The sequence below is a fragment of the Flavobacterium adiutor genome, from assembly GCF_048282555.1.
In the GTDB taxonomy this organism is placed as follows: Bacteria; Bacteroidota; Bacteroidia; order Flavobacteriales; family Flavobacteriaceae; genus Flavobacterium.
This window is the reverse complement of sequence record NZ_CP182487.1, coordinates 3,656,922-3,676,787: the sequence shown is the minus strand read 5'-3', so window position 1 is coordinate 3,676,787 and position 19,866 is coordinate 3,656,922. Positions and strand designations below refer to the sequence as shown.

Genomic DNA, 19,866 nt, shown 5'->3' with positions numbered 1-19,866 from the left:
ATATTAATTTTGTTTCGATGAATAAATTATTTTTTAGAATACTTGTTTTGCTAATGAGTTTATCCTTAATTGGGATAATTCTGGTTCAGGTATATTGGTTCAATTCTTCCTTAGAGAACAATGATGAGCAATTTAAGTATCATGTAACTCAGGTAATTAGCGATGTTTCAGAGACTCTTGCAAAACTGGAAGAATATAGTTTTCGGAACAAAATTAATCATATAAGGGATAGTACGGGTAAAATTCCGCAAAAAGAAGATTTATTGGAAATTTTATTTGTTCAAAGGAATACTAAAACTAATAAGACTATAGTTTATAAAAATAGTATTACATCTGAAAAGTATGATACTAATGGATCAATTTTTAATAAGAAGTTTAATTCAGATGGTTTTAAAAGCTTTAGTTCGAAGAGGTTAACAGAAGTTTACAATAATAATATTATTGATAATTCCGTCTTAAATCAAAGTACAATTCCGGATATAAAAATCGAAAAGAATGGTAATCTTGATATTTTAGATAAAGCTCAGTTGACGATTACATCTAATGATTATGCGTCAATATTACCAATAGACGAAAGAATTACCAAGAATAAATTAAATTCTCTTTTGAAGAAAGAACTTAAAGAACATGGTATAAAAACTAAATTTGAATTTGGAATTTATAGTAATGGTGTTTCTACAAAAGTGAAGTCGGATGGTTTTCATTATGATAAAGATGCTACTTATAGTATTCCTGTATTTACAGATAATGAAGGGAATAGTAAGTATGAGTTATTAGTTACATTTCCGTATAAAAAGAAGTTTCTGTTGTCTCAACTGGTAAGTATTACGATACTGTCTATAATTTTTACATTAATTATTGTAATTGCATATACAAGTGCTTTAAATCAGTTAATACGCCAAAAGCAAATATCTGAAATAAAAACAGATTTTATAAATAATATGACGCATGAGTTCAAAACTCCTATTGCTACTATAAATTTAGCTCTTGATGCGATTAGAAACCCCAAAATTATTGAAGATAAGGAGAAGGTATATCGTTATCTTCAAATGATCAGAGATGAAAATAAAAGAATGCACGCTCAGGTTGAAAATGTACTCCGAATATCCAAGCTGGAGAAAAAAGAACTGGATATTAGCAAAGAGCCTGCTGTGATTCAAAACATAATTGAGGATGCAATTGAGCATGTGAATTTAATTTTAGAAGACAAACAGGGTACAATTGTAAAACATTATAACGCAGCAAGAACTACTTGTCTGGTTAATGAAGTTCATTTTACAAATGTGCTGGTTAATATATTGGAAAATGCTATAAAATATTCTCCGGATATTCCTGAGATAGAGATTTTTACAGAGAATATTAAAGACATGATTCTGATAAAGATTAAAGATCATGGGTTAGGAATGAGTAAAGTAGCTCAAAAAAGGGTTTTTGAGAAGTTTTACAGGGAACATACAGGAGATCTTCATAATGTAAAAGGGCATGGTTTGGGACTTGCCTATGTAAAAAGAATAGTTGAAGACCACAATGGTCAGGTTTATGTAGAAAGCGAAAAGGGAAAAGGTAGTACCTTCATAATAAAAATACCACTAATAAATTGAAATATGGAAAATATTAATAAAAGAATACTTTTAGTAGAAGATGACCTTAATTTTGGTGCAGTTCTTAAAGATTATTTAATGCTAAATGACTTTGAAGTTACATTGGCAAAAAATGGTATGGAAGGTTTCGAAAAATTCAAGAAAGATGTTTATGATTTATGTATTCTTGATGTAATGATGCCTTATAAGGACGGTTATACTTTAGCAAAAGAAATAAGAGAGAAAAATAGTGAAGTGCCGATTATTTTTTTAACGGCAAAATCTATGAAAGAAGATGTTTTAAAAGGATATAAAGCCGGTGCTGATGATTATCTGAACAAACCTTTTGATTCTGAAGTTTTATTGATGAAAATAAAAGCGATCATTCAAAGAAAATCTTCTGATACAAAGGCTGAGCAAGTTCAGTTTGAGTTTAACATTGGTAAGTTTCATTTGAATTCTAAATTAAGATTTTTGACATTCCAGGATGAGGAGCCTATCAAGTTGTCACCAAAAGAAAATGAGTTGCTTAAAATGCTTATTTTACACGAAAATGACTTAATGCCAAGGGAGTTAGCTTTGACCAAAATCTGGAGAGATGACAACTATTTTACCTCGAGAAGTATGGATGTTTATATTGCGAAACTTAGAAAATATCTAAAAGCAGATGAAGATGTTGAAATTCTAAATATTCATGGCGAAGGGTTTAGACTAGTTGTTAAAAGCAAAGCAATATCTGAATAGTAAAAAAAGCTCCGGACAACCGGAGCTTTTTTATTTATAAAATATTTTGAGTTTAAATCAAATTAACACTTAATGTGATTTCGGTTTTTAATAGTTTGGAAATTGGGCAAATTTCTTTTGCTTTAGCTGCTATTTCAGAAAACTTTTCAGCAGTTATGGAAGGAACTTTTCCTTTTAGTTCTAAGTGAATTAAAGTAATAGAGCCATCTTCAAAAGTAACTGTGGCCTCAGTTGATAAGTCGTCCGCAACGAATCCTTCTTCGTTTAATAAGAAGCTTAATTGCATCGTAAAACAGCTGGAATGTGCTGCAGCAACAAGTTCTTCAGGATTGGTTCCTACTCCTTCTGCAAATCTTGTTTTGAAAGATAATTGTGCGTTATTTAGTGTAGTGCTTTGTGTGCTTATTAATCCGGCCCCTTCCTTACCGGTTCCTTTCCAGTTTGCGTTGGCTTTTCTAGTAAATTTCATATTGTAGTTATTAAAGTTAAAATTATATAGTTGAACTGCGAAATGATGTATCTTTCAAAGATAGTTAATATTTTACAGATTAGTTTTATTAATTTGTTATTGAAAAGTGAAAACAAAAAAAGGTGTAAGGAAAATTATCATCCTTACACCTCTCTTGATTATTAAAATTTAAAACCTTATTCCTGATTCAGGTTTCTTAATTGTTTAAGCTTGTCTTTCCATAATTCAAGACTTTCTTTATGAATGGCAATGTTTTTGCGAACTTCAAGAACAATTGAGTTTTCTTTTTTTGCATTTTTAGTGTTAGTGAAGAACTGAATGTTGTTTTCTAATTGGAATATTTCATTTTGTACTTCTTCAATTTTACGCATTATGAAAATCTTTTCATTATCTAATTTTCGCGTATCATTACTTTCAGATAAAGAATCAATTCTGTTTGAAAAACGCATCATTTCGGTTTCTTTCTTACTTAAGCTTAGCTTTTCAAAAAGTGCATCTAAGATTTTGTTGAACTTGCCTTCAATGTGTCGTCTTGAAAAAGGAACTTTTCCGAATCCTTTCCAGTTTTCAATATGTAATTTAATGGCATCTAAGTCTGTTTTGTGGTCTCCGGTGAGTTCAAATGTTCTTAAAGTATCCAGATATACTTTTTTATTGTCAAATGCAGCTACTTCTTCTGCATTTTCTTCAGATTTGTGTTCTTTTAATTTGTCAAAATAATGGTTGCACGCATCTTTAAATTCTTTCCAGATTTTGTCTGAATATTTTTTTGGCACGTGACCAATTTGTTTCCACTCTTCCTGAATTTGTTTCATGATTGGAGTAGTGGTGTTAAAATCAGTGCTTTCCTGTAATTCTTTTGCCTTTGCAACCAGGGTCATTTTTTTGTTTAAATTGTCGTTTTGATCTTTTTTGATGTCTTTGTAAAATGAGTTTTTAAAAGAATTAAAATTTCTAACGGCAGTTTTAAATGCAGCCCATGTTTCTTCGTTTACGTCACTAGGTACTTTTCCGGCAGCAAAAAATTCATTTCTAAGTGCTTCAACTTTTTGTATTTGTACCAGCCATTGCGAATGAGAAGCTACTTTTTCAGTGGCTAAAGTCTCGATAGCAGCAATGATTTCTTTTTTAATTTCAAGATTTTTTTGCTCGTTCTGTCTTTGGCTTTCAAACAAAAGCTCCCTTTTATCGTGGATTTTTTTAGTCAGTTCACTAAATTTATTCCAAATCGTATCACGATATTCTTTCGATACAGGGCCAATATCTTCTTTCCAGATTCGGTGTAAATCCTGTAATTCACGAAATGCCTTGTTAATGTCAGGCTCATTTACCAATTCTTCAACACGGGTTATAATTTTTTGTTTTTGTTCAAGATTGTATTTGAAATCCAGATCCCTCGCTTCGCGGTCTAAATGAAGATAGTCATAAAAATTCTCAACATGAAAATGATAATTGTTCCAGACGTGATTGTATTTATCTTTTGGAATCGATCCCGCATTTTTCCATCTCTCTCTTAATTCATTAAAATGTTTGAGAGTGTCTTTGATATTTTCCTGAGGATTGATAAGTTCTTTAAGCTCCTCTACTATAGCAAGGCGGTTTTCTAAATTTGATTTTAAATTACTTTGTAAATTTTTAAAGTGTACATTTCTTTTTTCTCGAAATATATTATAATATTCGTCGAACTTCGATTTTAAAGGAGAGTGATATTGAAATTCTTCATTAGGATCCTGGTTTGAAGCATTAAATTCTTCTTTTTTCTCTTCAATAAAGTGATTAAATTGGAGTAAAAATGATTTTTTAATTTCTTCTATATGGTCTTTAACAGACATGATTTTGTCTGTATTTACAAGTTTTTTTAATTCATCAACAAGTTTATCTAAAGAAAAAGTATCATAATCCTGCATAGGAATATCATGACGTTCCTTTAGTGTCTCGTCTTCGCTTTCTTCAGCATTAGAATTTGTTATAGCGTCTAATACTTCCTGATGAGTTGTTTCTTCGATCTCAATATTTTCTGTTGTTTTTTCAGAAATTGATGTTTGTGTTACATCACTTTGTGAAGAATCATTCAGGCTGATTCCTAATATTCCATCTGCTTCCTGCAGGTTGTCATTCTTTTCTTCTAACATTTTTAAATGTATAAGGTTATATTTTAAACATTGCGAAAGATAGTAAAGGTGTTTCTAAATACAAAATAAATCATTTTATTTATGCATATTTTGATTTAAAAATCTTACTCGTTTATATGTGAGAAGTAATTGATTAAGGTAGGGAATTATTTTTTATTTGTATTATTTGTTCCAGATTTTCCATGCTTTTTCTGCTTGAAAAATAAGCATATCATGACCATTTTTTATTACTGCTCCTCTTTCTTTAGCATTCTTTAAGAACTGAGTTTCTGCAGGATTATAAATTAAATCATAGGCTATATGTTTATCTGTGAAAAATTCATAGGGAAGATCGGGACAAGCCTCGGTATTTGGACTTGTTCCAACTGGGGTACAGTTAATGATGATTTGATAATTGTCAAAAGTTGTAGCATTAATTAATTTGTAATCTATGATATTTTCTTTCGCTTCTCTTGAAACAAGAGTATAAGGAATGTCAAGTTCATTAAGTGCAAATGCTACCCCTTTTGAAGCGCCACCGGTGCCGAGAATGAGTGCTTTTTTGTGATGTGGTTCAAGCAATGGTTTTAATGATTTTTTGAAGCCATAATAATCAGTATTATAGCCTTTTAATTTTCCTTTTTTTGTAAACTTTATAGTGTTTACTGCACCAATTAAGGTTGCTTTTTTAGAAAGTTTATCCAAATAAGGAATAACCTGTTCTTTGTATGGAATCGTAACGTTTAATCCTTTTAGGTCTGGATTGTTTTTAAGTAAGCCTGTAAAATGACTAATTTCAGAAATATCAAAATTTTCGTAGCTGTTTCCTGCGAAAATTTCGTTATTAAATTTTTCTGTAAAGTATCCTTTTGAAAAGGAATAACTAATATTGCGGCCTAATAAGCCAAAACGTCTTCTTAAAATATCAATCATTATTCTTTTCTATGTTTCTCAATGTAATTTTTCACCATTTTTTTAGACCAGACAACTGGGAAAAGATCTTCAATTAAAATGTAATTATCAAAATTTAAACGTAAACCATTGCTTAAATGAAACTTAGCCTTTGTGTTGTCCTGAATCATAAAATACAATCCGGCCAAACGGTATTCTATTTCGTTTTCTTCCGGAAAATATTCGGAAGCCTGCAGTAATGTTTGTATGGCGCTGTCAAATTCACCCAAAAACTGAAGGATGTCTACCCAAAATAACCAGGTATCTAATGCATAATCCCCAAATTCTACTGCTTTTCTATAGCCAAACTCAGCTTCTTCAAAAAAGTTCATTTGTTTGTTTATAGTAGCATACCGCTTCCAGTATAAACGATTTTGATTGTCTATAGCTAATGCTTTATTGACAAAAAATAATGCCTTCTGAAAATTGTTTTGGCGAACATAGAAATCAGTAATAGCAATCCATCCTTTGTCCAGAAGAGGGTCTTCGTGAACTGTCTGGTTGTAGTATTTTAATGCAAGGACATTATTTCCAAGCTTTTCGTAACATTTACCAATTCGCAATAAAGCATAAGAGGTTGCATCATCTAATTCTATGGTTCGGTTGTAGCTTTCTATTGCCTGGGCATATTTTTTAAGACGTTCGTATGCTTTTGCTTTTTCCATGAATGCTCCCAGAAATTCTTCATCAATAAGGGTTGCGTAATCAAAAGCGCGAATTGCATTTTCGTATTCTTTTATGCCGTAATGTAATCGACCAATCTGATGCCAGGCGATTTCGCTATATGGATTTTTGTTGATGTATTCGTTAAGATAAGCAATAGCTTCCTGATTTTGGTCTAAAAATTCAAAACAATAAACTACGTTATAAAGTGCAGACTGATCTTCTAAGTCTTCTTCAAGACATTTGATGAAACTGTCTTTTGCCATCTCAAAATTATCCATAAACAGATATTCCATTCCCATTAAGTTATATACATCAGCGAAATCATCTGTATATTGTAGCGCAATTTTAAGTAATTCTACTGCTTTTTCGTGCTGGTCTCTTTTGGAACAAATATTGGCTTTTTGGATATAAATTTCTTCGTTGTTAGGTTCAATGGCATACAATTCATTCAAAAGCTTCTCTGCCATGTCGAGTTTGTCATCGTAAACCAGCATTTCTACTTGTACTAATTTTAAGCCTGTAGATTTTGGGTGTTGATCTAATGCAAGTTTTAAGGCCTTTTTTGCTAAATTAGCCTTGCCTATATCTAAATAATGAAGAATAATTTCTTCGAATTCTTCAGAGTCAAAAAAGAGTACTTTGTTGGTTTTTAACATCGACTCAAATTTGGATAAGGATAGGTTATATTCTTCTTCTTCGTTGCTTAATTGCATACTTTATATTTTTGAAATTAGCCTGTTATAAATTTAGGTAACCATATTGTTTTTTTAGGGAAGGAGATTTATTGTTTTGAACAATTTAATTAACAATATAAACAAGGTTTGTGTTCTTTTTTTGCTTATAATCTTCTGATATATAGAAGATTGTTTGTTTGTTGTTTTGAGTTCTGTTTTTAATTTAGCTACCTAGCCCAGATAGGAACGACATCCTTTTGTTTTTTTCTTTAAAAAACAAAAGATATAGTGGAGAGCTGGAAATAGCTTCTGATTAAGCTGATTGTTCTTTTTTTAAAATTTCATCCATAACTTCAAGAATTACGGCACATCCTTCTTTTATTTCTTCTTCAGAAATGGTTAATGGAGGTGTTATTCTAATGGCGCAACCTTCAAATAATAACCAAAACAAAATAAGCCCTTTTTCCTGACAGTTTAAAATAACCTGATTCGTTATATCGGCACTTTTGGTCATAGCGGCAAGCATTAATCCCTTTCCTCTAATTTCTGTTATCAAAGGATGTACCAAAAGTGATCTGAAGAGTTTTTCTTTGGCTAAAGTTTCCTGCATCAGATTAGTCTCAGTTAATTCTTTCAAAGTTGCCAGACAGGCTGCCGCAATGACAGGATGACCTCCAAAAGTGGTGATATGTCCTAATTTAGGGTTCTCGGTTAAAAGATCCATTTTTTCAGCAGATGCCGTAAAAGCCCCTACTGGCATTCCTCCCCCCATTCCTTTTCCCATAACGACAATATCTGGAACCACATCATAGTTTTGGAAGCCGAATAATTTTCCGGTACGGCCAAAACCAGGCTGAATTTCATCTACAATCATCATCGCACCAACTTCGTTACAGCGTACTCGTACTTTTTGCAGAAAGTTGTTTTCTGGCTGAATAAAACCAGCGCCCCCCTGAATCGTTTCGAGTAAAATGGCTGCTGTTCTGGTCGTTATTTTTTGTAAATCGTCTTCGTTGTTAAATGTAATAAAATCAACATCCGGTAGCAATGGGCGAAAGGCTTGTTTGCGTTCTTCGAATCCCATAACACTCATAGAGCCCATCGTATTTCCGTGATAGGCATTGTTGCATGAAATGAGCTGACTGCGGCCTGTTGTTCGTTTTGCTAATTTAAGTGCCCCTTCGATTGCTTCTGTTCCTGAATTTACTAAATAAGTTTTGTTTAACGAATCTGGTAGGAGTGAAGCTAATAATTTGCAATATTCTACGGCCGGACTTTGTGAATATTCGCCATAAACCATTACGTGTGAATATTTGTCCAGCTGATCTTTTATTGCCTGATTTACTCTTGGATGCTGGTGACCTAGTGTACAGGCTGATACGCCGGCTACAAAATCTAAATATTTTTTATTTGTAGTATCGTAAATGTAAGAGCCGATTGCATGCGAAACTTCCATTCCGAGTGGATATGGAGACGTTTGCGCCTGATATTTTATAAAATCTGGATTCATTTTTTTAGTTTAGAACTACGATTTTGAGGATTTGATTGTTTACGGATGTTTAAACCCCTGTTTTACTAAAAATTATTTTTTAGCTTTTTTGTCAGTTGTTTTACTGGTTTTTGCTGCGGGTTTCTTTTTGTTGTAATTTAATGTTTCTTTTCGGACTTTCATAGGAATATTAGGTTTAGCATTTTCTGCTTTGCCTTCTTTAACTAATTTTTCGTTGAGTTCGTTTTCTTCAGGAGAAAAAATGTCATCTTTTGATTTTATTCTTTCCTCTCCACGCCAGACAAAACCTTTTAATTTGCGGTCATTTTCTGCCAACTCATCTTCTGGATAGCTGTCACTTTGAACATTTTTAAAAAGAGTAATGTTTTCAACAGCATTATTTTCTATAATAAGATTGATTCTGCTACTTACACTTTTATCGATCCCTACAAGTTCATTAGCATTATTTCTTGCGTAATATATTGCTTCGGTATTTTTTATTATATCGACATCATGTAGTTTTCCATCTTTGAATTTTCCAATGAGGTTTATGCCTTTGACCTGGTTGTAACCTGTGCCGAGCGTATCCCGGGAAATTAGGAATGTATTGTTGAACACTTTGAGCGTGTCTAATTTTTGGGTCTTGTTGTTGCCTATTAAATGCATGAGGTCACCTGTGATTTGACTTTCTGCATTCCATAAAATTGGCTTTCCAATTAATTTTGTAAGAGCAGTTTTACTATTTGAATGAAGTGAGTCGCATTTTCCACTCATATCGATTTTGTAAAAACGGACATTATTAAAAGCTCTGATGATTCTTTCTCCTTCTTTCCCGGTAACCATGAGTTTTTTACCATGAATATATACAGAATCTTTTTCGACCAAATTTATAGCAACTGCCCTTTTTGTTACAAACATAGAATCCTTTAGTTTGTATAATTCGGCATAATGACCTTTTACGATGCCCTTATTTATAGAATCTGTGATTTTTACATTTCGTGTTGCTGAAGCAAATTCGGTATTACGATTGTAGTATAAACTGTCACCCTCGATTCGCCGGTCATCGTATTTTATATATGATTTTCGCAGGAAATGTGCAAGGTTTTTTCTGGTGTCATAAAATCCATTTTCAGTATAAATATAATTTTTTTTGCTTGTGATGGTTGATGGGCCAAATAAGTAAGAATGCCCTGAGTTACTATAATAATCTAAGTGATTAGATTTCATAACATATTTAGGGTTTGTAAGTACTACTTCTGTTAAAAACTGAAATTTTTTCTGTTTCACGTAATACCTTCCGGATTTACTTACTAAGGTATTGTCTTTGTTTACAATTGTGCCTTTGGTATTGTAAAAAACTTCCTGAACATTTCTGTCAAAATTGATAGTGTCTGTTTGTAGCGTTGCATCAGGAGAAGTCATAATAGCGTTTCCGGTTGCGAAAGCCTTTTTTACGTTACCACTGTATTCAGCATATTTACTATTTAAAAATAAGGTGTCTCCTTGTACAAGCTGTACGTTTCCGAAAGCTTTGATATAGTTTTCTTTTTGAAAAAAATAGGCTTTATTGCATGTGAGGACTACGCCATCATGATTTATTTTTACATTTCCGGTAAGTAAAAGAGCGCCGGGAATTTCTACTTCGTTGACATCTGAAAAGTCTGAGTTTTCAACTATTATTTTTTTAGGAGCCTGCGCTTTTGCATTCTGAGCAATTCCTGTGACCAAACAAATGGATATGAAAAAGAGTAATTTCTTCAATTGATTTAATTTTTTTCAAATTTATGAAAAAGGTAGCAACCTAAGCTGATATTAAGATTTATTTATAATCGTGAATCAATGCAAATTTAGGAAATTAAACAGGCAGAGATGTGACTCTCTGCCTTAAGTATAGGTTCTTTGAAACGAAGAGAGCTAAATCTTTTTTTTCAATGATGCGGCATCAATGTCGCTATGTGAAACGTCATAAACTGCTTTTCCGTTTTTGATCAAAATCAATTGAGGGGATTCGTGGTGTACATTGAATTTGTTGGCGATTTCGTTTGAAATATCACGATGTGCAATCAAATCTAAAAAATAAGGATCAACAATATTTTCAAGAGCATATTCTCTTTCAAATTGTTTAAGTGCCATTCTGCTGATACTGCATCTTGTGCTGTGTTTGAAAATCACAACTGGTTTTTCGTATGATATTGCTTCTACTTCCTGTAATTGAAGAATATCGGTTAATTCTGTCCAGTTTACATTGCTTTTTGGAGCTTCTGAATTATCAGAATTTCCGAAAATTGATTTTAAAAAACTCATAATTTAGTTTATTTGTGACTTTTTGACATGTTTAAAGCGATAAAATAAGTTTAAAAAGGTCATTTTGTCTGTTTTTGTGTTCTGGAATATAATTTGTCCATTTTGTTACAAAGTTAATTTTTTTGAGTGAAAAATGTAGCTGTATAAATCTTAACTTTAATGGTATTGAATATTTGAAAACAATAAATCATCAAATCATAAAAACATGAACATTAACAAATTTACAATTAAATCGCAGGAAGCTATTCAACTCTCACAGCAGTTAGCTCAGCGAAATGGACAGCAGCAAATTGAAAACGAGCATATTTTCAAAGCTATTTTTGAGGTTGACGAAAATGTGGCACCATTTATTCTGAAAAAACTAAATGTAAATGTGCCTTTGTTTTTGCAAATTTTAGACAGTACGATTCAGAGTTTTCCAAAAGTTTCGGGAGGTGATATTATGCTTTCAAGAGACGCCAATAAAGCTTTGAATGAAGCTGAAATTATTGCACAAAAAATGAACGATGAATATGTTTCAATCGAACATCTGATTTTAGCCATTTTTGATTCAAAAAGCAAAGTTTCTCAAATTTTAAAAGATCAGGGCGTTACAGGAAAAGGGCTTAAAGCAGCTATTGAAGAATTACGCAAGGGCGAAAGAGTGACATCAGCTTCAGCAGAAGAAACGTATAATTCGCTAAATAAATATGCTAAGAACTTAAACGAATTAGCACGTACAGGAAAATTAGACCCAGTTATTGGGCGTGACGAAGAGATTCGTCGTGTGCTTCAAATTTTAACTCGTAGAACAAAAAACAATCCAATGCTTATTGGTGAACCTGGAGTTGGTAAAACGGCTATTGCAGAAGGTTTGGCGCATAGAATTGTAGATGGAGATGTTCCGGAAAACTTAAAAGAAAAGATTGTTTTCTCATTAGACATGGGAGCTTTAATCGCCGGAGCAAAATACAAGGGAGAGTTTGAAGAGCGTTTAAAATCGGTGGTAAAAGAAGTTACTGCCGCAGAAGGTGATATCGTTCTGTTTATTGATGAAATCCATACGCTTGTTGGAGCGGGTGGAGGCGAAGGCGCAATGGACGCAGCGAACATCTTAAAACCAGCTTTGGCTCGTGGAGAACTGAGAGCGATTGGGGCAACAACTTTAGATGAATATCAAAAATACTTTGAGAAGGATAAAGCGCTTGAAAGACGTTTCCAAAAAGTTTTAATTGACGAACCAGATACAGAAAGTGCAATTTCAATTCTTCGTGGAGTCAAAGAGAAGTATGAAACGCATCATAAAGTTCAGATTAAAGATGAAGCAATTATTGCGGCTGTTGAGCTTTCACAAAGATATATTACAAATCGTTTCTTGCCTGATAAAGCGATTGACTTAATGGATGAAGCAGCTTCTAAATTGCGTATGGAGATCAATTCAAAACCAGAAGAATTAGATGTTTTGGATCGTAAAATCATGCAGTTGGAAATCGAGATCGAAGCCATTAAACGTGAAAAGGAAGAAAGTAAGCTTAAGATTTTAGGTATGGAATTGGCCAACCTTAAAGAAGAGCGAAACGAAATCTATGCAAAATGGAAACAGGAAAAAGATATCGTTGACGGAATTCAGGCTGTAAAACATGAAATTGAAGACTTTAAGTATGAAGCAGAACGTGCAGAACGAGATGGGGATTACGGCAAAGTAGCGGAGATTCGTTATGGAAAAATAAAAGAAGCTCAGGAACGTCAGGAAACATTGCAGAAACAATTACAAGAGTTCCAATCTGGAAGTTCTTTAATTAAAGAAGAAGTTACCAGAGAGGACATTGCTGAAGTGGTGGCAAAATGGACAGGAATTCCTGTAACTAAAATGCTTCAAACAGAAAGAGAAAAACTCTTGCATCTTGAAGATGAATTGCACAAACGTGTGGTTGGGCAGGAAGAGGCTATAGAGGCAGTGAGTGATGCCGTTCGAAGAAGCCGTGCCGGTTTACAGGATATGAAAAAACCTGTTGGAACATTCTTATTCTTAGGAACAACCGGAGTGGGTAAAACCGAATTAGCAAAAGCATTGGCAGAATATCTTTTTGATGACGAAAATGCAATGACACGTATCGATATGAGTGAATATCAGGAACGTCACAGTGTAAGCCGTTTAGTTGGGGCGCCTCCAGGATATGTTGGTTATGATGAAGGCGGTCAATTAACAGAAGCGGTTCGCAGAAAACCTTATTCTGTAGTTTTGCTTGATGAGATTGAAAAAGCACATCCTGATACTTTTAATATTTTATTGCAAGTTCTGGATGAAGGTAGATTGACGGACAACAAAGGGCGTTTGGCGGATTTCAAAAACACGATTATCATTATGACTTCTAATATGGGAAGCCAGATTATTCAGGAGAAATTTGAAAATCTTAAAGGAGGAGTAGAAGCGGCAACAGAGGCGGCGAAAAATGAAGTTTTAGGACTATTGAAACAAACAGTTCGTCCTGAATTCATAAACCGTATCGACGAAATTGTGATGTTTACGCCGTTAACGGTAGATAATATTTCAAGAATTGTAAGTTTGCAGCTTAAAGCTGTTACTAAAATGCTGGCTCAACAAGGCATTACAATGGATGCAACTCCAGAAGCAATTGCTTATTTGTCAGACAAAGGGTTTGATCCTCAATTTGGAGCTAGACCGGTAAAACGTGTAGTTCAGAGAGAAGTTTTAAATCAGTTGTCTAAAGAAATACTGGCAGGAAATATTACTACTGAAAGTATTATTTTGATTGATGCTTTTGATGGCAAGCTGGTTTTTAGAAATCAGACTCAACCAGCAGTGTAATTAGGTATAACTATAAAATCAACTGCATAATTTATAATGACACCAGTAGAAATGCTGGTGTTTTTTGTGTTAATCAGTGAATAATGAAAGATTTTTAAAAAGTATTGTAAAAAAATAATCTGATTAATTACCAAATTTACACAAACATTAAATAATTTATTATGAACAATATATTTAGAGGATTGCTCGCCGGATACGGAGCAAAAAAATTAGGAGGAGGTTGTTTTGGTACAATAATCGTTTTTATAATTCTTTGGTTTTTGTTGGGTCAGTGTAGTTAAAATTAAATCCTCAATACATTAAAAGGATTAGGATAAAAGTAGTAGATTCGCACCACTAACATTAAAAAAGCAAAATATAATGGCATCAGGTTTTTTCGCACTATTAGATGATATAGCGGCAATTATGGACGATGTTGCTGTAATGAGTAAGGTTGCAGCAAAGAAAACAGCAGGAATTTTAGGTGATGATTTAGCAGTAAATGCAGAGAAAGCTTCAGGATTTGCATCATCAAGAGAGCTTCCTGTGCTTTGGGCAATTAGTAAAGGTTCGTTACTGAATAAAATTATCATTCTGCCAATCGCCTTTTTATTAAGTGCATTTTTTCCGGTTGCAATTATTGTCATTCTGGTACTTGGAGGGTTATTTCTGGCTTACGAAGGGGCAGAGAAAATTTATGAATTTGTATTTCCTCATACACACATTGAATCTGAAGGAATAACTGAAGAGACTTATACTGAAGAACAAATTCTTGAGATGGAAAAAGGAAAAGTAAAATCAGCCATTATTACTGATTTTATTTTGTCTGTAGAAATTGTAATTATCGCTTTGGGAACTGTAATCGGAGAGCCAATTATTCAGCAAATCATTGTAACCTCAATAATTGCCTTAGTTGCTACTATTGGAGTTTATGGAATTGTAGCTATTATTGTCAGAATGGATGAAGCAGGGTATAAGCTTATTAAGTTTAGTAAAAGCGAAAAAAGTGTTTCAAGATTTATTGGTACTATACTTGTAAAAGCACTTCCTTTAATTATTAAAGGTTTGACCGTTATTGGCACAATTGCATTATTATTAGTTGCTGGTGGAATCTTTGTGCATTATATTCCTTATTTTCATCATTTAGCGGAGGATATTCAACTTCCTTCGATATTAAAAGAATTTGTAACTGGTCTTGTTTTAGGCTGTGTTGTTTTGGTAATCGTAAATTTGTTTAAAAAGATTTTCAAAAAGAAACAGTAACCGGTAAAGCATATAAAAAAAAACACCAACAGAAACTTAACTGTTAGTGTTTTTTTTTATCTTAAGCTTGCTCCAAGCTCAGTTTCAAAAGTCTGTTGTAGTTTAGACATGATTTTGTCGATCTGGCTATCGGTTAGTGTTTTCGTGTTGTCCTGAATGGTGAAACTCAGGGCGTACGATTTTTTACCTTCCGGGAGATTTTTGCCTTCATAAACATCAAACAGATTTACGTCTTTTAAAAGTAATTTTTCTGTCTGTTTTGCTAGTGTATGGATACTTTCGTAAGTTGTGCTTTGGTCAATTAATAATGCTAAATCCCTGCGTACTTCCGGATATTTCGGAATCTCTGAATATTTAATTTTTCCTGTTATTATTTTTAGTACCAAATCCCAGTTAAAATCGGCATAATAAACATCCTGTTTGATTCCAAAATGTTTTAAAATGGATTTCTTAACTACTCCAATCTCGACTAATACTTCGTTGTTATAAAGTTTCGCAGTTCCTTCAGAAAAAACATCTGATTTTGACGGGACGTTTGAAATTTTATCGATTCCTAAACGACTTAAAATACCGGTAATATAACCTTTAAGTAAAAAGAAATCAGTAGTTTTTTGTGGGTTTGTCCAGCTCTCCTTATTTCGGTTACCTGAAATCAACAAACTTAAATGTTTGCGTTCTTCGTATCCATTAAGGTATTTATGGTATGTTTTTCCGAATTCGAATAGTTTCAAATCAGAATTTCTTCTGTTGATATTATATGAAATTGCTTCCAAACCTGAAAATAATAACGACTGACGCATTGTTGATAAATCACTGCTCAACGGATTCAGCATCGTAACATTGTATTCTTCTTTTAAGTCAGTAGATAATTTTGCGTAATCAGCTGTAGTTAATGAATTTGCCATCATTTCATGAAATCCCTGAGAGTTCAGTTGTGATGCGATTATATTTTGTACTTTGTAGTCTTCTGTTCGCGGAGAGTTGGCTACTGTAGCATTAAATTTCTTAGAAAAATCAATATTATTATATCCATAGACCCTTAAAATTTCTTCAATCACATCTATTTCACGCTGAACATCTACTCGATATGCCGGAATAGTTAATCCCAAACCAGATTCAGAAACGCTATTCACTTTAATGTCTAAAGAAACTAATATTTTCTTGATGGTGTCTTTTGGAATTTCCTGTCCGATGATTTTATAAACGTGGCTGAAATTTAGTAAAACAGAAAAATCTTCTATTTTTTTAGGATATACTTCTATTACATCAGATGTAACTTTTCCGCCTGCCACTTCCTGGATTAAAAGTGCGGCACGTTTTAATGCATATTCTGTAATAGTTGGATCAATTCCTCTTTCAAATCTAAAAGAAGCATCGGTATTTAACTGATGTCTTTTGGCAGTTTTACGTACACTTACGGCATCAAAATAAGCACTTTCTAGAAATATAGAAGTGGTTACTTCAGAAACACCTGATTTTTTTCCGCCGAAAACACCTGCGATACAAAGAGGTCCTTTTTCATCACAAATCATTAAATCTTCTTTATGTAATGTTCTTTCAACGTCATCGAGAGTCGTGAATTTTGTGCCTTCCGGAAGTGTTTTTACAATTATTTTTCCGTTGATTTTTGCAGCATCAAAAGCATGCAGAGGTTGTCCTAGTTCATGTAAAACATAATTAGTAACGTCTACAATATTATTTTTTGGTGTTAAACCTATCGCTTTTAAACGGTCTTTAAGCCAGGCCGGAGATTCTTCTACCGTAATGCCTGAGATGGTAATACCGCAATATCTTGGTGCAAGAGCAGGCTCTTCGACACTTACATCAATTTTTAAAGTACGCATGTCCACCCTGAAATTGCTAACAGAAGGCGTAATCAATTCTACATTTATTCCACGCTGCAGCATTCCCGCTCTTAAATCACGTGCTGTCCCAAAATGACTCATGGCGTCTGCACGGTTTGGAGTTAACCCGATTTCGAAGACTTCGTCATTTGCAATTTTGAAAACCTCTGAAGCAGGAGTTCCCGGAACTAGTTTTTCATCCAGAACCATAATGCCATCATGACCTGTTCCGAGGCCTAATTCGTCTTCAGCACAAATCATTCCGTGGCTTTCCTGTCCGCGAATTTTACCTTTTTTAATGGTAAATTCTCCTCCATCTTTATCATATAAAACTGTTCCAATAGTGGCTACAGGCACTTTTTGACCTGCCGCAACATTTGAAGCACCGCAAACTACCTGAATAGGACTCTCTAAACCAATATCTAAAGTTGTTACTTTTAACCGGTCTGCATCAGGGTGTTTTTCGCAGGTAAGTACATGTCCTACAACAACTCCTTCTAAGCCTCCTTTTACTGATTGGTATTTTTCGACAACTTCAACTTCCAGACCTAAATCTGTAAGTAATTCAGAAGTTTGCTCTGATGTCCAGTCTGTTTTAATGAATTGTTTTAACCAGTTGTAAGATATTTTCATGTTGATTTCAGTATTCTTGATAAGGGTACAAATATAAGGATTGATTGCGGGAGTTGGAAACTATTTTTTTGTTTTCTAAAATTCCTTAATCAAAATTATAAATGGCAATAAATTAATTTTTTTTTTTTAAGAGATAGATTAGACTTAAATCAGTTCCTCAACATGTTTTTTGATATTTTCGGATATTTTTTTAATAGGCAAGTCGTTTTCATCATCTCCAAACGGATCTTCGATTTCTTCAGCGATTAATTCTAAACTTGCCAGAACATAAAAAACAAAAACCACTACAGGAGCTACAAAGTAACCCAGGCTTACAGAATATCCGAAAGGAAGCGTCATGGTATAAAAAAAGATAAATTTTTTGATAAAAGCACTGTAAGAATAGGGTATGGGGGTGTTTTTTATTCGCTCGCAGGCACCGCATATATCAGTAAAAGATCTTAATTCTTCGTTTAATATAATGAGCTGATCCCCGGTAATTTTTTTTGCATCATACAAATCATTAATTTTTTGATATATGATTTTTTTTAACTGATTGGGTTTGTGTTTATGGTGATCGATTTCTAAATCAACATCTTCAAAAAGCTGTTTGCTTGTGTCATCATCTTTTAAATGAATCTGAAGAATATGGGCATACATTGGAATAAATTTCCTAAAAAAACTTCTGTCGCTTTCATCTTTTAAAATGGCAGATAGTTTGATGGCGAGATTACGGCTGTTATTGACAAGACTTCCCCATAGTTTTCTTCCTTCCCACCAACGGTCATAAGCGGTATTTGTTCTGAAAACAAGCAGCAACGAGATAACAAAGCCCAGCATGCCGTGCATGATATTGATATTATGTATGTAATCGTTTTTCCCGATTTTAAAATACTGAACTTCCAGATAACCAATAACCGCACTGTAAATTCCAATAATAACCATGACAGAAAACAATTTTCTTATGGTGTCAGATTTGTGAAAACGAAAAATAAAAGTTACCCAGTCCTTTGTATTGTATGAAATCATTTAAATGTTTTTCGAACAAAATTAAACTAAAAACTAATATTTCCAGCTAATTCCTTTAATGCAATTTCAGATAATTTTGCCTGATATTGAGCGTTGCTGTTACGAACTTTTGCATTCACATAATTCAATTGAGCTGTTCTAAATTCTAATGTTGTAATTGTTCCAATCCTGAATTTATCCAGCGTAATTGAAAGATTTTGTTTTGCTATTTCTTCATTATCATCTTCCAGTCCAATAAGTTCGATGTTGGTTAAATAGGTCTGAAAGGCAGTGCTCAACTGGGTATTCAAAATCATATTTTGCTGTTCGATAGCAATTTGAGAATTTTCGATTTGCAATTTGGCCACTTTTTCATTTCGATGCTGATTAAAACCATCGAAAATGTTAAGCGTAGCATTAAATCCATAATTTAATCCTCTGGAAGAAGCTTCACTTGTAAAACCCAGACTGGATTGACTTTCTGCAAAATTATATCCGGTGGTTAAGTTAATCACGGGATATCGGTCTGCTTTTACCTGTTTCAATTCCAATTCTGCAATTCGTTTATTGATTATTTGAGCTTCTAATGCAGGATTTTGTTTTTGTGCCAAATCCAACAAATCAGCAAAAATTAATTTATCATCAACGGTAAGCTGGTTTGTGACTTTGAAATCAATTTTTGGATCACGGGCTAAATATTGATTAAGTAAAATTTTTGAATTGATATAAGATTCTTTTTGTCGCAACAAAGCTACCTGATCTGAATTCAAATCAACCTGTGCATTCAAAACTTCCAATTTTGATGCTTTTCCAATTGTAAAACGGTTTTTTGCCAGTTCTAATCTTTGGTTTGAAATGACAATGGTGGTGTCTAAAGCAGCTAACTGCTGTTGCTGTTGTACCAGGTTATAATAAGCTGAATTAACCTGTGCAATTTTTAGTAAAATCGTTCTTTTTAACTCAGCATCGCCCAGTTTTTGAAGTTCCTTTAGTTGATCCAGCCTGGCAAACATTTTCATTCCATCGAAAACTGTCCAGCCAAGGCTTACCCCGTAGTTTAAGCTGTTGTTTTTGGCATTGTCCAAAGCCGTTGTCGTTCCGTCCTGACGTGTTTGAGAGGAGTTTGTGATACTGTTGTTGTCTGTAATCGAAGCGGTAGCGGTTGGGAGCATTCCTGCATTTCCGATTGTTACATTCGTTTCAGATATTTTTGAATTGTTTTTAGCAATTTTAATTTCAAAATTATTTTCCAGAGCTATTTTCATAGCCTCTTCAATAGTCAGGACTTGCTGGGCATTGGTTTTGCCAATACAGAATAAGAGGATTAATAAAATGCGGTATAAATTTCTATTATTCATGTTTA

14 protein-coding genes are annotated in these 19,866 nt (G+C 33.4%); 4 read left to right on the top strand and 10 right to left on the bottom strand.

Annotated features, from left to right (window positions below):
• The first annotated feature begins 17 nt into the window (after window positions 1–17).
• Window positions 18–1,601, top strand: a complete 1,584-nt coding sequence (locus ACNC7R_RS15540) for a sensor histidine kinase (RefSeq protein WP_417941979.1) — start codon at window positions 18–20, stop codon at window positions 1,599–1,601.
• A 3-nt stretch (window positions 1,602–1,604) separates the two neighbouring features.
• Entirely contained in the window at window positions 1,605–2,324 is a 720-nt protein-coding gene (locus ACNC7R_RS15535; protein ID WP_163411274.1) for a response regulator transcription factor, read from the top strand.
• A 52-nt stretch (window positions 2,325–2,376) separates the two neighbouring features.
• Here the strand turns inward: ACNC7R_RS15535 and ACNC7R_RS15530 are convergent, their stop codons facing one another.
• The 7 genes from ACNC7R_RS15530 to ytxJ all read right to left on the bottom strand — a co-directional run bounded on the left by ACNC7R_RS15530 (window position 2,377) and on the right by ytxJ (window position 10,988).
• Complete coding sequence (locus ACNC7R_RS15530) at window positions 2,377–2,793, bottom strand: OsmC family protein (protein ID WP_417941978.1); 417 nt, start codon at window positions 2,791–2,793, stop codon at window positions 2,377–2,379.
• Between the two features lie 176 nt (window positions 2,794–2,969).
• A complete protein-coding gene (locus tag ACNC7R_RS15525) occupies window positions 2,970–4,925 on the bottom strand; it encodes a DUF349 domain-containing protein (protein WP_417941977.1) in 1,956 nt (651 codons plus the stop codon).
• A 162-nt stretch (window positions 4,926–5,087) separates the two neighbouring features.
• Window positions 5,088–5,837: a shikimate dehydrogenase family protein gene (locus ACNC7R_RS15520; RefSeq protein WP_417941976.1), complete on the bottom strand. Its 750-nt coding sequence runs from the start codon at window positions 5,835–5,837 to the stop codon at window positions 5,088–5,090.
• On the bottom strand, window positions 5,837–7,234 hold the full coding sequence (locus ACNC7R_RS15515) for a tetratricopeptide repeat protein (protein ID WP_417941975.1): 1,398 nt from the start codon (window positions 7,232–7,234) through the stop codon (window positions 5,837–5,839). The genes ACNC7R_RS15520 and ACNC7R_RS15515 overlap by 1 nt, the downstream gene beginning before the upstream one ends.
• A 274-nt stretch (window positions 7,235–7,508) precedes the next feature.
• Window positions 7,509–8,705 (bottom strand): aspartate aminotransferase family protein, encoded by a 1,197-nt coding sequence (locus ACNC7R_RS15510; protein WP_417941974.1) that lies wholly within the window; start codon window positions 8,703–8,705, stop codon window positions 7,509–7,511.
• Between the two features lie 72 nt (window positions 8,706–8,777).
• Window positions 8,778–10,445, bottom strand: coding sequence for an OstA-like protein (locus ACNC7R_RS15505; protein ID WP_417941973.1), 1,668 nt, complete (start codon window positions 10,443–10,445; stop codon window positions 8,778–8,780).
• A 153-nt stretch (window positions 10,446–10,598) separates the two neighbouring features.
• The gene (ytxJ, locus tag ACNC7R_RS15500; protein WP_417941972.1) at window positions 10,599–10,988 is read right to left on the bottom strand and encodes a bacillithiol system redox-active protein YtxJ; all 390 of its coding nucleotides are present in this window, start codon (window positions 10,986–10,988) and stop codon (window positions 10,599–10,601) included.
• A gap of 205 nt (window positions 10,989–11,193) precedes the next feature.
• Here ytxJ and clpB point away from each other — a divergent pair, with 205 nt between their 5' ends.
• Window positions 11,194–13,797, top strand: coding sequence for an ATP-dependent chaperone ClpB (clpB, locus tag ACNC7R_RS15495; protein WP_417941971.1), 2,604 nt, complete (start codon window positions 11,194–11,196; stop codon window positions 13,795–13,797).
• Window positions 13,798–14,157: 360 nt separating this feature from the next.
• Window positions 14,158–15,039 (top strand): DUF808 domain-containing protein, encoded by an 882-nt coding sequence (locus tag ACNC7R_RS15490; protein ID WP_417941970.1) that lies wholly within the window; start codon window positions 14,158–14,160, stop codon window positions 15,037–15,039.
• A 56-nt stretch (window positions 15,040–15,095) separates the two neighbouring features.
• On the opposite strand, the gene pheT is transcribed toward ACNC7R_RS15490, so the two are convergent.
• The 3 genes from pheT to ACNC7R_RS15475 form a co-directional block, all read right to left on the bottom strand.
• Window positions 15,096–17,516 carry a phenylalanine--tRNA ligase subunit beta gene (gene pheT, locus ACNC7R_RS15485; protein WP_417941969.1) on the bottom strand — a complete coding sequence of 807 codons (2,421 nt, stop codon included), beginning with the start codon at window positions 17,514–17,516 and terminating at the stop codon, window positions 15,096–15,098.
• A 144-nt stretch (window positions 17,517–17,660) separates the two neighbouring features.
• Entirely contained in the window at window positions 17,661–18,524 is an 864-nt protein-coding gene (locus tag ACNC7R_RS15480) for a bestrophin family protein (protein WP_417941968.1), read from the bottom strand.
• 26 nt (window positions 18,525–18,550) lie between these two features.
• A complete protein-coding gene (locus tag ACNC7R_RS15475) occupies window positions 18,551–19,861 on the bottom strand; it encodes a TolC family protein (RefSeq protein WP_417941967.1) in 1,311 nt (436 codons plus the stop codon).
• Between the last annotated feature and the right edge of the window lie 5 nt (window positions 19,862–19,866).